Genomic DNA, 15374 nt, shown 5'->3' with positions numbered 1-15374 from the left:
CCTAAGCCAATGACCATCAGGAGGTAGCCCATGCAACTTGAAACCACGTGGATCGTACTGGCCGTCGTTCTTTTGCTCATCGAATTGTGGGCGATCAACAGGGTGCGCAAGAGTGAGGGGAAAGCCAGCAACAAAGGCGTCTGGATCGTATTGATCGTGTTTGTGCCACTGTTCGGGCTGATCGCCTGGGCGCTGGCCGGGCCCAAGCACGTCACTCAGGCCTGAAGCCCAAGGCAAGCAAGAGCCCCGAACATTCGGGGCTTTTTGTTGGCCACGGGTTTGTATCGCAGTGTGTACGAATGCCTCCCGGATACATGCCCGCGCATCAGCCAACAAAAACGGAAACAGCCCGGATACGTGGCCAGCCTTTAATGGACTCCAGATTCGAAGGGTTCAGCCAGAACCCGGCCCTCGCCGATCATAAGGAGACTTGCCATGAAGCACGCACCACTCGCCACCGTCACCACCGGGAAAAACCGTCGCCGCCTGCTGGGCCTGTCGATGCTCGCCACCGCGCTGTTGCAGTTCGGCGCGCTCGCCCAGGCACAAACCGCAGCGCCCGGGCCGGTCAAGACTGAAGCCGCCAGCGTCAAGGCCGACCTGCCCTTCGGCCCGCTGAAACATGTGAAGGCCGGCCTGCTGGACGTGGCCTACGCCGAAACCGGCCCGGCTAACGGCCCGGTGGTGATTCTGCTGCACGGCTGGCCGTATGACATCCACAGCTACGATGACGTGGCGCCGCTGCTGGCGGCCAAGGGTTATCGGGTGTTGATGCCGTACGCCCGGGGTTATGGCGACACGCATTTCCTGTCCGACAAGACCGTGCGCAACGGTCAGCCGGCGGCGCTGGCCAGTGACGTAATCGATTTCATGGATGCCCTGAAAATCAAACAAACCGTGCTCGGCGGTTATGACTGGGGCGCGCGTTCGGCGGACATCGTTTCGGCGCTGTGGCCTGAGCGGGTGAAAGCGCTGGTCTCGGTCAGCGGTTACCTGATCGGCAACCAGGCCGCCGGCAAGAACCCGCTGCCGCCCAAGGCCGAACTGCAATGGTGGTATCAGTTCTACTTCGCCACTGATCGCGGTGAAGCAGGCTACGCCAAGAACACCCATGATTTCGCCAAGCTGATCTGGCAACTGGCGTCACCGAAATGGACGTTCGACGACGCCACCTTCGACCGCAGCGCCAAGGCCTTGCAGAACCCGGATCACGTCGCGATCACCGTGTTCAACTACCGTTGGCGCCTGGGCCTGGTGCAGGGTGAAAGCCAGTACGATGCGCTGGAACAGAAACTCGCCACCGCACCGTCGATCAGCGTGCCGACCATCGCCCTGGAAGGCGATGCCAACGGCGCGCCGCACCCGGCCCCCGAGGACTATGCCAAACGCTTCACCGGCAAATATCAGTTCCGCCTGATCAATGGCGGCATCGGTCACAACCTGCCGCAGGAAGACCCGAAAGCTTTCGCTCAGGCGATCATCGACGCCGATCGCCTCTGAAGCGGCACGCCGAACGGCTCGTCATTTGACGAGCCGTTTTTCTTTGGACGGGCGATAACCGAAGTAAGCGCTGTAGCACTTGCTGAAATGACTCGGTGACACGAACCCGCAGGCCACCAGCACGTCCACCTGGGACAGCTCGGTGTGTTGCAACAGACGCCGGGCCTCGGTGATACGCAGTTCCATGTAATAACGCTGCGGCGTGGTGCCCAGTTGTTCCTTGAACAGTCGCTCCAGTTGACGCCGGGATCGGCCGGCATACACCGCCAGTTGTTCCAGCTCCAGCGGTTCCTCCAGATTGGCGTCCATCAGCTTCACCACTTCACGCAGCGGCGCGCTGACGCAGAGGTTCTCGGTCGGTTTGATCCGCCGGTAACGCGATTCCTCGAACGCCAGAATGTCTTCGATGCCTTCGACCAGCGCCTTGTCGTGCAGGCCCTTGATCCAGTCCAGTGCCATGTGGAACGCGCCGGACGGACTGGATGCGGTCAACCGGTCGCGGTCGATCACGTAAGGTTCGCTGCTGACCTGGGTCGCCTTGGAAATCTCCGCCAATGCCGGCCGATGCTCCGGGTGAATCGCACAGCGATAACCTTCCAGCACCCCAGCCCGGCCCAGGAACCACGCGCCGTTCCACAACCCGGCCAGCATCACGCCGGCCTCGGCGGCCATTTTCAGCAGGTTGATGAACTCGTCGCTCGCCTTCAATTCCGTGCGGTAACCGCCACAGATCACCAGCAGATCCAGTTCCTGCAACACGCTGGTTTCCAGACGCGCGTCAGGGCGGATCACCAGCCCCAGATCACTGATCACTTCGCCGTCGTTCAGGCCGAAGGTGCGCGTGGAAAACAGACCGGGGCGCAGCAGATTGGCGGTGACAAGGGTGTCCAGCGCCTGAGTGAAGGCCGGCAGGGAAAAATGCTCCAGCAACACGAACCCGGTGCGGGTCATGTGTCCCGGCCCGCTGGCGGGCTCGTTCAGGTAGCGAAGGTTCTTGCCCTTCATGCCACCGCTGAATTGGCGTCGTTCGATCAAGGTGTGGCCCATCGGTTTCATTGTTGTAGCGCCATGCTAACTGGCGCCGCAGCAAATTACTCGCAAACGACGCAAGCACCACAAGGTAGATCGTTCCCACGCTCCGCGTGGGAATGCCTCCATGGACGCTCTGCGTCCGCCGTTGGAAGGGACGCGGAGCGTCCCGGGCTGCATTCCCACGCGGAGCGTGGGAACGATCATCACCCAGCCCTGCCGGGCTGCGTCCCAACGTCGCAGGGCCAGCATCTTGGCAAACGCCAGACAACGCTTAAAATCGCGCCTCCTCTTGCAGTCGCCCGAACGGCGCCTGCCCGCAGCCATGACAACCCTCAGGTTTGAACAGCCGGCCACTTTCACGAAGTGCGCCAGGCTCAATCGTCCTGCCCGTTCGGCGGTCGTTTGTCTTCAACACACTTCGGCTTGGCACTCGCATGCGCAGAGGCGCACGTTCCGCTGTTCGATCACTTGGGGTTTTTATGACACCGCGTTTGCTGGCCATGGCGCTGGCGCCCCTGCTCGGGCTATTCATTGTTGCCCTGGGCAACGGCTTTCTGTCTTCTTTGACCACTCTGCGCCTGGGCGCGGCCGGCGAATCGGCGACGATGATCGGCATCGTGTCCTCGGCCTATTTCATCGGCCTGACCCTCGGCGCGATCTTCAACGATCGCCTGATCCTGCGCATCGGCCACATCCGCGCCTACAGCAGCTTCGCCTCGCTGATCGCCGCGACCATCCTGCTGCAAGGGCTGTTTTATGACACCTGGGGCTGGGTCGTCCTGCGTCTGATCAACGGCTGGGCCACGGTCGGCGTGTTTCTGGTGATCGAGAGCTGGCTGCTGCTGGCCGGTGACGCGAAGATTCGCGGCCGTCTGCTGGCGCTGTACATGATCGTCCTCTACGGCGCCGGGGTGCTGGGGCAGGCGTTTTTGGGGAAAATCACCGGTCTGGGCGATACCGCGCCGTTCATGGTCGCCGGCATGCTGGCGACCTTGTCGGTGTTGCCGATCGTGATCCTGCCGCGCGTTTCTCCGTTGCTGGAACAGGTCGAACCGCTCAAGCCACGGGCACTGCTGGGCGTATCGCCAACCGGTCTGGTCGGCTGCTTCGGCTCCGGTGTGACCATCGCGGCTATCTACACTCTGCTGCCGCTGTACTTGCAACGCATCGGCCTGAACGTCGGCGAAGTCGGCAGCATGATGGCCTGGACGATCCTCGGCGCGATGCTGCTGCAATACCCGGTCGGACGCTGGTCCGACCGCAAGGATCGCCTGCAAGTGCTGACCGTGCTGTGCGCCGCGTGCACCGTGCTGTCGCTGGTGATCGTGCTGGTACCGCTGTCCTCGGCCCTGCTTGCGGCAATGTTGTTTCTGCTGGGTGGCGGCGTGTTCGCGTTGTACCCGGTTGCGGTCAGTCACGCGGCCGACCGCGCGCCGGTCGAAACGTTGGTGCCGATGATTCAGGGCATGCTGCTGATCAACTCGCTGGGCTCGGCGATGAGCCCGCTGCTGATCTCGCCAGCGATGAACGCCCACGGCGAAACCCGGCTGTTCTGGGCCTTTGCGCTGGTCAACCTGGCCATGGTGACGTTCTTCTTCTGGCGCCGTGGCAAGCGTCCGGTGCCGGCCAACCCGGCGCCGTTTGCGGCGGCAGCGACGTTCTCGCCAACTGGCGCCGAGCTGCGGGTGACCGAAGACTTGCGTCAAGCGGCGCAGGACCATCCGCCGATGGTCGATGCGTTGAGTGGCGAAGCAGCGCCGCCAACGGGATCGCGCTACGAAGCCAGTTGAGTTTCTGGCAGGCATAAAAAAACCGGTGATTTTCGTCACCGGTTTTTTTATTTATCGCACAGCAGCCTCTGAATCAGTGCGGAGCCCGAGGAATGGTCTTCATCAGGTCCTCAGGGCTGATATGTCCCACCACACTGCCCGGCTGCGGCATGTTCAGGATGTGGCCCTTCATCTTGCCGATCACGTGCATCTCGCACGGCTTGCAGTCGAACTTCAGGGTCAGCACTTCATCGCCGTGAATCAGCTGCATTGGCGCGACTTTGGTTTTCACGCCGGTCACGCCTTTGGCCTGTTTCGGGCACAGGTTGAAGGAGAACCGCAGGCAGTGCTTGGTGATCATCACCGGCACTTCGCCCGCCTCTTCGTGGGCCTCGTATGCCGCGTCGATCAGCTTCACGCCGTGACGGTGGTAGAAGTCGCGAGCCTTCTGGTTGTAGACGTTGGCCAGGAACGACAGATGCGCCTCCGGGTACACCGGTGGTGGCGTGGTCTCGGCCTTGCGCGAACCGCGCGGATGGGCGGCAACGCGGGCGGCGGTCAGCGCTTCGATCACTTCACGGCGCAACGACTTGAGCTGCGAGTTCGGGATGAAGAACGCTTGCGGCGCATCCAGTTTGATCGAGGTCGCGTGGTACTCGGTGGTGCCGAGCTGGCCGAGCAGATCGTGCAAGGTCTCCAGCGCCTGTTCCGGTTTGTTGGCGACGCCGAACGGGCCGTCCAGCGCGACGCTGGCGCTGATGCCCTCTTCGCTGGTCACGGTCAGTTCCAGACGCTCTTCACGCAGCTTCGCCAGCCAGCTGACGCCGATACGACGCTCGGCGGAGGTCTTGAGCAAGGCCTGCTGCCAGTTGTGATCGAGGTTGCGGTTCAGCGGGTGGTTCGGGCGCAGCTTGTACAGGCCTTCCGGCATTTCGTTCGGCTCGACGCGGTAGCGGTAGCGCTTCTCGCCTTCTTCCTCGAACTCGCCCTTGGCTTCGGCGATGTTGGCGCGGAAACCCACCACTTCGCGCTTGACCAGCACATTGAGACCGTCGCCGTTGGACAGCGGCTCGTGGGTGATGACCTGCATGTCACGCTTGCCGACTTTCTCGACCGTGCCCACCGCCAGACCGGTGAAGGTCGGCGAATCGAACGCGCCGATGTCGATCTTGCGCTCGCTGACAAAGTAGTCGGTGCTGCCACGGTGGAAGGTCTTTTCCGGGTCCGGCAGGAAGAAATGCGCGGTGCGGCCGCTGGAAGCACGGGCCAGATCCGGACGGTCGTTGAGCACGTCGTCGAGGCGCTGGCGGTAATAGGCGGTGATGTTCTTCACATAGCCCATGTCCTTGTAACGTCCTTCGATCTTGAACGAACGCACACCGGCCTCGACCAGCGCGCGGATGTTGGCGCTCTGGTTGTTGTCCTTCATCGACAGCAGATGTTTTTCGTAGGCGATCACGCCACCCTTTTCGTCTTTCAGGGTGTACGGCAGACGGCAGGCCTGGGAGCAGTCGCCCCGGTTGGCACTGCGCCCGGTCTGCGCGTGGGAAATGTTGCACTGACCGGAGAACGCCACGCACAACGCGCCGTGAATGAAGAACTCGATGGCGGCATCGGTTTCATCGGCAATTGCGCGGATTTCCTTGAGGTTCAGTTCACGGGCCAGTACCAGCTGCGAGAAACCGGCCTGATCGAGGAACTTCGCCCGCTCAAGGGTGCGGATGTCGGTCTGGGTGCTGGCGTGCAGCTCGATGGGTGGAATGTCCAGCTCCATCACGCCCAGGTCCTGGACGATCAGCGCATCGACGCCGGCGTCGTACAACTGATGGATCAGCTTGCGCGCCGGCTCCAGTTCGTTGTCGTGCAGGATGGTGTTGATGGTGGTGAAGATGCGCGCGTGATAGCGACGGGCAAATTCCACCAGTTCGGCGATTTCGCTCACCTCGTTGCACGCGTTGTGGCGCGCACCGAAGCTCGGGCCGCCGATGTACACCGCGTCGGCGCCATGCAGGATGGCCTCGCGGGCGATGGCCACGTCACGGGCGGGGCTGAGCAGTTCCAGGTGATGTTTGGGCAAGGACATATATAGTTTTTAGTCAGGCTGTCACGGTCGAGGCGCGCATTGTAGCCGCGAAACGCGTGGGCGGCACGCCTGTGCTGCCGGGTGGCAGCCCTGCTCACGGCAGAGCTGCCCTACCGAACCGCAAACTCAGGCCTTGGCGGCCATCGCGGTGACTTCCACCTTCATCCCTTCAACCGCCAGCGCCGCCACGCCAACCGCTGCGCGCACCGGCCATGGCCTGGCGAAGTAGCGCTTGTACACCTCGTTGAAGGCTGCGCGATCAGCCATGTCGGTCAGGTAGATGGTCAGGTGCAGCACGCGGTCCATCGAACTGCCGGCCTTTTCCAGCGCTACTTTCAGCGCCTGCAACGTGCATTCGCTTTGCGCGGTGACGTCGCCCAGTTCCAGGCTGCCGTCGGCACGGGTCGGAATCTGGGTCGACATCAGGATGCCGTTGAATTCGGTCACGTCCGAAGAGATCGAGTCTGCATCCGGATCCGGGGTGTAGGTGATGTCTTGGTTGGCCATGGGAAAGTCCTTCGCTGGCAGTGAGGACGGCGCCATCGCGCGCCGTTTCGGGCGGCCAGTTTACAGACGCGGCGGCGGGTTTGAAGCAATGGCGGTTTTCGGGGTGGATTCTGACGGATGTTTCGGTGTGTTTTGTGGGCCAATAAACATGTTTCGATGCGTGTGTTTAGAGACATCTGGAGTTACGCGCAATTGCCCACAAATCCTTGCGCCAGAGCCTACGGCTACGCCAGAATCCGCCGGCTTGTGCGCCTTGGGGTCGGCCGGTAACTTGGATCGGGTCACTGATTTCCAGTGATCGGGTTTAGCAGCCCGGTGTGTTTTCCCAATGTTGCAAGTACATCAATCAGTCAGGTATTGCCCTGCATTTGATGGTGGCTGTGCGCATGGCGCCCTCGGGCGCGCCGGGTTTGGGAACCTCACCGGTCTGCTAACTTGCGCACAGCTGCCACCCCCTTCGTTTAGCAGCGAGATGGTTGCAGCCTCAATTAGAGGTTACCCAACATGTTCAAAGTAACGCCAAATCCTCCGGTCACCGCACCGGCCAGCATCACCGACCCAACCTCCCCTTACGAATGCCCTGATTCCAAGAAATTCAACGAAGCCGCCACCCGCGCCCTCGACTACCACCTCGGCCCGATCTCAGCCCAAATGATGGCCGCGCCCTACTACCCCAACCGCCTCTACCAGGCCAACCCGGCCAGCAACAACGAATCCCTGCTCGCCGACGCCGTCGAAACGCTGGGTTCGGCCAACGTCATGCTCAACAACTTCGTCGACCTCCTCGAAGGCCCCCACCGCAAGACCGCACAGGGCATCGCGCAGATCGTGATGCTTGCGGAACTGGCGGTGAATCAGGTGTTGGATAACGTTGTGCCAACGGAGTAAGTCGCAGCGGCGAAGATGCTCTTTGCTATCACACAACATCAAAAGGGGACGATTAAATAAATCTGTCCCCTTTTGATTCAACTTCAGCCTTCAGGCAAAACGACGGCGGGATTCACTTCAAGGCGTCAGGCGCGGTAACACAACAGCACACCACCACTGATGTATGGCCAAGATTCGGCGTCCGTCCACAATGCACCGCACACAAAAATACGATCTGTTCCTTTCATCGACATGCCGCTGATAGATTCTATGAACAAATCGTCATCAAACACGGCAAAACCTGTACCGTTGAACGTAGTATCCGGAGAACCGTCAGAAAGATAACGCGCGGTTAGGATACTTAACTCTTTTGTGACAAAACCGTTGCCGGTAAAGCCGGAGACGACGATTGATCCATTGGCCTGTGTCACGCAATGCTCCCAACTGAGCCCCGCCGATACAAAATCGGCAAATAGCGGCTTTCCGTTATTAAATGGGAGGTTGTAGGACCCCGTAGAGTTCAGAGCGACTATCAGGCCTTTCCAAGGCTCACCTCTCGCCATTTTTGCTGAGCCTACCGCAATAACTCTGCCATCACTTTCCCGGACCGTCATAGCCCTCAACCTAATCAAAGACGGACTGAAAACGGTGACAGCAAGCCCCCCATTAAAGTCGGGATCGACCCTGCCAGTGGCAGTGAGACGGGTCACATAGGCAGTTTGACCGTCATTGGAATAGAAACTCCCACAAACCAGTATCCGCCCGTCCGCCTGTAATTCGATGCCATCGCTAGAACTATACTCGAATGCAAAGCCTTCAAGTTCAATGAGCGCAGCGCCTGTGCCGTTGAACGTCTCATCGGGAGAGCCGTCCGGGTGACGCCGCAGAACGATGCCTTTCGGTATTCCGAATTCATCTATGGCATTGCCGAGCAGCAGGATCTTGCCATCAGCCTGTACGCTCGCTGAAGTTGAACTGGCAAAAGAAGACTGCTCGGCATCATCTGCCTCTTTATTATCGCGAGGAGTCCCCTTCGCCATTACTCCTTTGTACCCGGAGCTGCCGAAATCCTCGTAGGGAATGTAGAGAATGCCGGTTTCATTCAAGGACGTGTCCAATCGACCATCCGGGAGATGGCGCATGATCAACAGGCCGCCTGAGGTGTCTGTGATAGCTTGACCAACAATCAGGCATCCGCCATTGACCGCCGGGCTGATACCGAAAACGCTCAGATCCTGAACGGTATCGAGCGGCACAAGCACAAAACCGTGTTTATTTGCACCAAACTCCTTATCCAGCGATCCGTCCGCGTTCAGACGCGCCACCGCGTAGCCAGCATTGATTCCACTCAACGGGATGACAGTGAGCAGTTTCCCTTGAGGCAGAGCCAATACAGCGCTCGGTTCGATACCAGAAATTTCAGGAATAGGAAATTCAAGAATGCCGGTTTTATTGAAAGCTGGATCCAGAGTGCCTGGACTGGTGATTCCTTGTTGTTGTCCCATTATCTTGCTCCATCAAGTCATCCATTAATGCATTAAAGGGGACAGATTTATTTTCTGCGCACCCACAATCAAAGTATCAACACGAAAACCCACAAACACACCTGATAGAAATAACAGTTTTTAATACTGATTCAGAACAACCAAAACCCTGAGCGATTATAAGAGGCCGCGAATTCTGGCTTATTTAATTCATTCGCTTAGCTTCGGCAGATACATTCTCTGACACATCCAACCTGCCTCAGCCTCGCCACCTTCTAAACTTCATCCGTCAAAACAAGGACGTAGGAAGACTCATGCCCAGAACGGGACGCATCGTGCTACCCCACTACCCACACCACATCGTGCAGCGCGGCCACAACAGGCAGGTTGTGTTCGCCGAACCGGCCGATTACGAACGCTATCTTTCTGACCTGCGTGAGCTCAAGGAAGCCTTGGGTATAAAAGTTTATGCCTACTGCCTGAAAATCAAAGGGGACGAAAATCAAAGGGGACAGATTTATTTCTGCGCCCCCACAAGCAAAGCATCAACACAAATAGCCGCAATCTCACCTGATAGAAATAACCTAAAATAAATCTGTCCCCTTTGATTGGTCCCCTTTGATTTGACCTAAAATAAATCTGTCCCCTTTGATTTGTCCCCTTTGATTAAAATTGAATCAAGTATGCCTGGTAATAGCTTGAACCTCAGCTACTGCATCATTAAAAACCTTAACACCTCCAGACAACAGGTTAATTGTAAGAACGAAACTCCCTGTCATGTGATTAGACCGCCAATCCAGTGATGGACTATTACCTTCATAAACCTGTCCATCCACACCATATACAGTTAGATATTTTTTACCTCCTAAATCCTGCAATTTTCCCGGTATATCGGGAGACGAATCTATATTAGTTTTTTGCAAAATTTTGCACCTCCATTTTTAACAGAAACAAAAGGGACAATTTTCTGCCCCCCCCGGCAAACAAAGTATCTCCAACAATAGCCGCCACAACACCTGACAGAAATAACAGTTTTTAATACCAATTCGGAACAATCGAAGTCATGAAAAAACATAAGAAAACAAGAATGCAAATTCATCAAGCTCATTCCGCCACTAAACCGTCCCCCCTCTCCATCCACCGCCCCCACTGGATATCCCCACAATCCCAATTATGCTCAAAGAAACCCCGCCCTCCCGCGGGGTGGTGATTCTGTGCACGCTCCACGAAACACCTGATCCGGCATCCGCCACAGGCCTCGGGTACGCGACGTTGATGAAGTGCTCCGGCCTACAAAAACAAGCACGACGGAGAACCCCCATGGCCGTACTCGACAGCATGTCCACCGGCAGTGCCCCGCACCACAGCGTCAGCCGAGAGGAACGCAAGGTCATCTTCGCTTCATCCTTAGGCACCGTATTCGAGTGGTACGACTTCTATCTCTACGGCTCGCTCGCCGCGATCATCGCCAAGCACTTCTTCGCCGGGGTCAACGAGACCACGGCGTTCATCTTCGCCCTGCTCGCCTTCGCCGCCGGTTTTGCAGTGCGGCCGTTTGGTGCGGTGGTGTTCGGGCGATTGGGGGACATGATCGGGCGCAAGCACACGTTTCTGATCACGATTGTGATCATGGGCGTGTCGACGGCGATTGTGGGTTTCCTGCCGGGTTACGCGACCATCGGGGTCGCGGCGCCGATCATTCTGATTACCCTGCGGCTGCTGCAAGGTCTGGCGCTGGGCGGTGAATACGGCGGTGCGGCGACTTATGTGGCCGAGCATGCACCGAAGGGCAAACGCGGGTATTTCACGTCGTGGATTCAGACCACCGCGACGCTGGGGCTGTTTCTCTCGCTGCTGGTGATTCTGGCCTGCCGCACTGCGCTGGGCACCGAGGCATTCGAGGCTTGGGGCTGGCGGATTCCGTTCCTGCTGTCGATCCTGCTGCTGGCAGTGTCGGTGTACATCCGTTTGCAGCTGAACGAATCACCGGTGTTCAAGAAAATGAAGGAAGAAGGTAAACACTCCAAGGCGCCGCTGACCGAATCTTTCGCCCGTTGGGACAACCTGAAAATCGTGATCATGGCCCTGCTCGGCGGTACCGCCGGCCAAGCGGTCGTCTGGTACACCGGGCAGTTCTACGCGCTGTTTTTCCTGCTGCAAACCCTGAAGATCGACCCGCAGACCGCCAACCTGCTGATTGCCGGCTCGCTGTTAATCGGCACGCCGTTCTTCGTGATTTTCGGCAGCCTGTCCGACCGCATCGGGCGCAAGGGCATCATCATGGCCGGGTGCATTCTGGCGGCGGTGACCTACTTCCCGATCTTCCACGCGCTGACCCAGTACGGTAACCCCGACGTGTTCGTCGCCCAGGAGAAGAACCCGGTCAAAGTGATCGCCAACCCTGACCAGTGCTCGTTCCAGTTCGATCCGGTGGGCAAGGCCAAATTCACCAGTTCCTGCGATCTGGCCAAGACCATCCTGGCCAAACGGGCGATCCCTTACGAAAACGTAGTGGCGGAACCGGGTACCGTGGCTCAGGTGCGCATCGGCGATAAAGTCATCGAAAGTTTCGAAGGCACGGCCCTGCCGGCCGCCGACTTCAAGACCCGCAACGATGCCTTCACCGCCAGCCTCGGCACCGCGCTGAAAGAAGCCGGGTATCCGGAAAAGGCTGATCCGGCCAAGACCAATTACCCGATGGTCTTGCTCCTGCTGACCATCCTCGTGATCTACGTGACCATGGTCTACGGCCCGATTGCGGCCTGGCTGGTCGAGCTGTTCCCGGCGCGCATCCGCTACACCTCGATGTCGCTGCCCTACCACATCGGCAACGGCTGGTTTGGCGGGTTCCTGCCGACCGTGGCGTTCGCGATGGTCGCGGCCACCGGGGATATCTACTACGGCTTGTGGTACCCGATTGTCATCGCGGTGATGACGGCGATTCTCGGCATCTTCTTCTTGCCGGAGACCAAGGATCGGGAGATTCATCACACCTGACCCGACTCCGCTCGATGCTGTGCATAGCGCCACGCACAGCATCGAGCGTTGTCACATCGGCGTCATTGTTGGTTGCTAACGTCCTCGCGCCTCTTTGCTCCGACTGCCAAGGTGACCTTCCCGGTGTCCTCAAGCCCGACGCGCCAGACCATCATCCTCAGATCCGCCGATATGTCCTGCGACGACTTCGGCACGTTGTTCTCCCGTATGTTCGGCAATCGTTACGGCGACACACCGCCGCCGCCCAAGGACATCATCATCGGTGGCGTGTACGGCCGGCACGACGGGGTCAGTTTCCGGCGCATGCATTACCGGGGCGATTTCACGGTGGCGTTCCCCGAGCCCTACGACGAAATCACCTTCGTGATTCCCACCGCCGGCCGGATCATCTTCAACGACTCCGCCGAATCCCTGGGCCTGCCGCACATCGGTCTGGCCATCGACAAGGCGGATCTGCGCTCGATGCGCTTCGTCGACAATCATGCCCAGCACGGCATGTCGATCAGCCGTGCGGCGCTCACTGAACGGCTGTCGTCGCTGTTGGGACGACCGATCGTGCACAAGCTGCATTTCGAGCCGAGGGTGGATCTGAACAGCCCGGCGCTTCAGGGCATTCGCGCATTGATCGACCTGGCCACCGGCACCGAATTCGACCTGTTGTTGAACGCCGGTTCGCTGATGCCATCGCGCCTGCGGGAGATGCTGGTGGACGCCGTGCTGGAAGCCTGGCCGCACAATTTCAGCGAAGCCTTGCGCCGCCCCGAAGCATCGATTGCGCCACGGCATGTGAAGCAAGCCATCGAGTACATTCAGGCGCATCCCGAACAATTGGTCAGCGGAACGGATCTGGCGGGGCTGGTGAACGTCAGCCTGCGGGCCTTGCAGGAAGGTTTCCGGCGCTTTGTCGGCACCTCGATTGTCGCTTACCAACGCCAGGTCAGGCTGGAGCGTGCCTGCGAAATGTTGAAGCAAGACCAATCGTCATCCGTAACCGACGTGGCCCTGCAATACGGATTCAGCAACGTCGGCCGGTTCTGCCAGTACTTTCAGGATGCCTACGGTGTGAGCCCCGCAGAAATGCGAAAAGGACTGCGCTGAGGCAGTCCTTTTCTTCACCTGTGGTTGATCAGAACTGATAGCTGGCCTTGAGAGCGCCGCTGAAACCGTGGCTGTCGCCTCCACCGCTGGCGCCGACTTCGGCACCCAGGCTCAGGGCTCCGAGGTTGGCCATCAGGTTGACGCCGCCACTGAACTGATCGCGGTTGTCGAACGCCGCGCGCTGTTCGATATCCAGCCCCAACAAATGGCCTTCGCTGTCGACCTGATGATCGCCCAGCACACGCTCGTAACCGACCCGCATGCCCGGCACCAGTTGCCACGCGCCCATGGGCATCGGGGCGAACGAGACGTCGAGATTGGCCACGGCGCTGCGGCGGGTTTGCTGGAGGCTGTCGACGTCGAGGGCCAGTTCGCTGCCCTTTTCCTGGAAGCCCGACAGGTCCAGACGGCTGACCCGCACGCCGAGGCTCGGCTCCAGAACCACATCGTTCATCGGCAGGCGATAACCCAGCGCCAGCGTGGCGCCGCTGAGGTTGCCGTGAGTGTCGCCCTTCGCCGAGCCAAGACCGCCGCCGAGGTCGCGTTTGCTGTCGTAATCGACGTAACCGGCGCTGAGGTTGGCATCGGCAAACAGGCCACGCTCAAGGCTGGTGAAGCCATAACGCGCACCGATGTCGAGGAAAGTGAAATCGGTATCGGCCTCGCCACCTGCGCCACCCACCGAACCTTTGCTGTAACCGATCCCGCCGCGCGCGCTGAGCTGTTCGGAGAAGCGCTGAGTAACGCCAACCATCAGGCCCTGACTGTGTTCGTTGCTGCTTTGCGCATGGGCCGAACCGTCGGTGCCCAGATAACCGGCGAGCGCGGTGCTCCACAAACGGTATTGGCCGACCTTGAGGTCGGTACCGCTGGCGAATGGCGCGGCGGCCTGCTCGATCATCGCGTTCTGACGCAACAGGTAACTCGCCGCATCGGCGTGTACCTGACCGCCGACCGTGGACTCGACACCGCCAAGCGTGCCTGCGTCGATAGCCGATTGCAGGTAGTAGTTGTAGGCGCTGTAGGTGCCCGACAGTTTGCTGTTCTGCAACTCCTGCAACAGTTGCGCGCCGGCAGCGGCGTTGCCGATCAGGCCGACCTGACCCGGCAGGCTGTTGTACTCGACCATTTTGCCGCGCAGCACGTAAATGGTTTCCTGGGACAGACCCAGGCCCTGTTTGAGGTAGTTGTCTATGCTGCCGTATTGCGCGGTCGCCTGATCCAGACCGGCTTGCAGGTAACTCGCCTCGACGCCCAGCAGTGGCGCGTAGACCGCGGCCATGCTCGGCGGCATCATCGCCAGGGTCTTGGCCACACGAGCGGCGGTGTAGTCGTTGGTCGCCAGGTAGTTGCTCATGATCGTCGTGTTGTCCACCCCGGCGATGCTTTGCAACACGGCGGCCGTCCAGCCGGTGCGGTCCTTGCCGGCGGTGCAATGGAACAGCGCGGCACCGTCGACGCCCGCCAGTTCATTGAACAGCACGCCCAACTGACCGCGCATGCCGGCGTCGCTGACAAAGGCGCGGTTGGTCTCCTGCATCATCGCTATCGCATCGGCTGCGCTCTTGAACGAGACCGTGGTGATGTTCGCGCCCGAGGTGGTGGCGCCGATGATGTCGATGTTCTGGTAAGTCGCGCCGCTGATCACGGTGTCCGGCGTACCGGCGATTTCGCTGGGCGTACGCAGGTCATAAACGGCCTTGATCCCCAGACCGTTGAGGGCTGTCAGATCCGAGGCCGTCGGCGTCAGCGCGTTGGAGCGGTAGAACACACCGGCGCGCATCGTGCCGTCATGGGTCGTGGAGTAGGCCGTGGTGATACCGGCGACATCGCGGAAGTTGTCGATGCCCTGCAGGCGCGGGGTATCAAGGGTGGCCGCGTGGGCGGCGGCAATGGACAGACTCAACACGGACAGCGAACACAGAAGACGTGGAAACACGATGCAGCCTCATTGGAAACCGGTTGGGCTGCCCACTATCTATAACGAAATGTGACTGAATATGGCAAAACCTCGAAAAGCGTAAATGGCGGCGCGAT

At 59.6% G+C, this 15374-nt stretch carries 12 protein-coding genes and 1 pseudogene; 7 read left to right on the top strand and 6 right to left on the bottom strand.

Annotation, left to right across the window (positions count from 1 at the left end):
* Positions 1–30: 30 nt before the first annotated feature.
* The gene (locus CAF73_RS21270; RefSeq protein ID WP_007955366.1) at positions 31–225 is read left to right on the top strand and encodes a PLDc N-terminal domain-containing protein; all 195 of its coding nucleotides are present in this window, start codon (positions 31–33) and stop codon (positions 223–225) included.
* A gap of 210 nt (positions 226–435) precedes the next feature.
* The gene (locus CAF73_RS21265; RefSeq protein ID WP_085703744.1) at positions 436–1500 is read left to right on the top strand and encodes an alpha/beta fold hydrolase; all 1065 of its coding nucleotides are present in this window, start codon (positions 436–438) and stop codon (positions 1498–1500) included.
* Between the two features lie 21 nt (positions 1501–1521).
* On the opposite strand, the gene CAF73_RS21260 is transcribed toward CAF73_RS21265, so the two are convergent.
* Positions 1522–2547: a GlxA family transcriptional regulator gene (locus tag CAF73_RS21260; protein ID WP_085703776.1), complete on the bottom strand. Its 1026-nt coding sequence runs from the start codon at positions 2545–2547 to the stop codon at positions 1522–1524.
* A gap of 464 nt (positions 2548–3011) precedes the next feature.
* Here CAF73_RS21260 and CAF73_RS21255 point away from each other — a divergent pair, with 464 nt between their 5' ends.
* The gene (locus CAF73_RS21255; RefSeq protein ID WP_085703743.1) at positions 3012–4322 is read left to right on the top strand and encodes an MFS transporter; all 1311 of its coding nucleotides are present in this window, start codon (positions 3012–3014) and stop codon (positions 4320–4322) included.
* A 73-nt stretch (positions 4323–4395) separates the two neighbouring features.
* On the opposite strand, the gene CAF73_RS21250 is transcribed toward CAF73_RS21255, so the two are convergent.
* Positions 4396–6384 carry a U32 family peptidase gene (locus CAF73_RS21250; protein WP_085703742.1) on the bottom strand — a complete coding sequence of 663 codons (1989 nt, stop codon included), beginning with the start codon at positions 6382–6384 and terminating at the stop codon, positions 4396–4398.
* 126 nt (positions 6385–6510) lie between these two features.
* The gene (locus tag CAF73_RS21245; RefSeq protein WP_085703741.1) at positions 6511–6891 is read right to left on the bottom strand and encodes a RidA family protein; all 381 of its coding nucleotides are present in this window, start codon (positions 6889–6891) and stop codon (positions 6511–6513) included.
* A 504-nt stretch (positions 6892–7395) separates the two neighbouring features.
* Here CAF73_RS21245 and CAF73_RS21240 point away from each other — a divergent pair.
* Positions 7396–7779, top strand: a complete 384-nt coding sequence (locus CAF73_RS21240) for a DUF6124 family protein (protein WP_085700307.1) — start codon at positions 7396–7398, stop codon at positions 7777–7779.
* Positions 7780–7904: 125 nt separating this feature from the next.
* Here CAF73_RS21240 and CAF73_RS21235 read toward each other — a convergent pair whose 3' ends face one another.
* A complete protein-coding gene (locus CAF73_RS21235; RefSeq protein WP_085700308.1) occupies positions 7905–9263 on the bottom strand; it encodes a hypothetical protein in 1359 nt (452 codons plus the stop codon).
* A 293-nt stretch (positions 9264–9556) separates the two neighbouring features.
* Here CAF73_RS21235 and CAF73_RS21230 point away from each other — a divergent pair.
* Positions 9557–9724 (top strand): annotated as a pseudogene (locus CAF73_RS21230) (transposase); the annotation flags it as partial.
* Between the two features lie 195 nt (positions 9725–9919).
* Here CAF73_RS21230 and CAF73_RS29925 read toward each other — a convergent pair.
* The gene (locus tag CAF73_RS29925) at positions 9920–10165 is read right to left on the bottom strand and encodes a hypothetical protein (protein ID WP_139834859.1); all 246 of its coding nucleotides are present in this window, start codon (positions 10163–10165) and stop codon (positions 9920–9922) included.
* Positions 10166–10562: 397 nt separating this feature from the next.
* Here CAF73_RS29925 and CAF73_RS21225 point away from each other — a divergent pair, with 397 nt between their 5' ends.
* Positions 10563–12239, top strand: coding sequence for an MFS transporter (locus CAF73_RS21225; protein WP_085703740.1), 1677 nt, complete (start codon positions 10563–10565; stop codon positions 12237–12239).
* A 171-nt stretch (positions 12240–12410) separates the two neighbouring features.
* A complete protein-coding gene (locus tag CAF73_RS21220; protein WP_085703739.1) occupies positions 12411–13337 on the top strand; it encodes an AraC family transcriptional regulator in 927 nt (308 codons plus the stop codon).
* 28 nt (positions 13338–13365) lie between these two features.
* On the opposite strand, the gene CAF73_RS21215 is transcribed toward CAF73_RS21220, so the two are convergent.
* Positions 13366–15276, bottom strand: coding sequence for a tyrosine-protein phosphatase (locus CAF73_RS21215; RefSeq protein ID WP_085703738.1), 1911 nt, complete (start codon positions 15274–15276; stop codon positions 13366–13368).
* Positions 15277–15374: the final 98 nt, after the last annotated feature.

Origin of the sequence: Pseudomonas sp. B15(2017) (assembly GCF_002113215.1) — a bacterium.
Taxonomy (GTDB): Bacteria; Pseudomonadota; Gammaproteobacteria; order Pseudomonadales; family Pseudomonadaceae; genus Aquipseudomonas.
The sequence above is the reverse complement of the archived record's forward strand: the minus strand, read 5'-3'. Positions and strand labels throughout refer to the sequence as shown.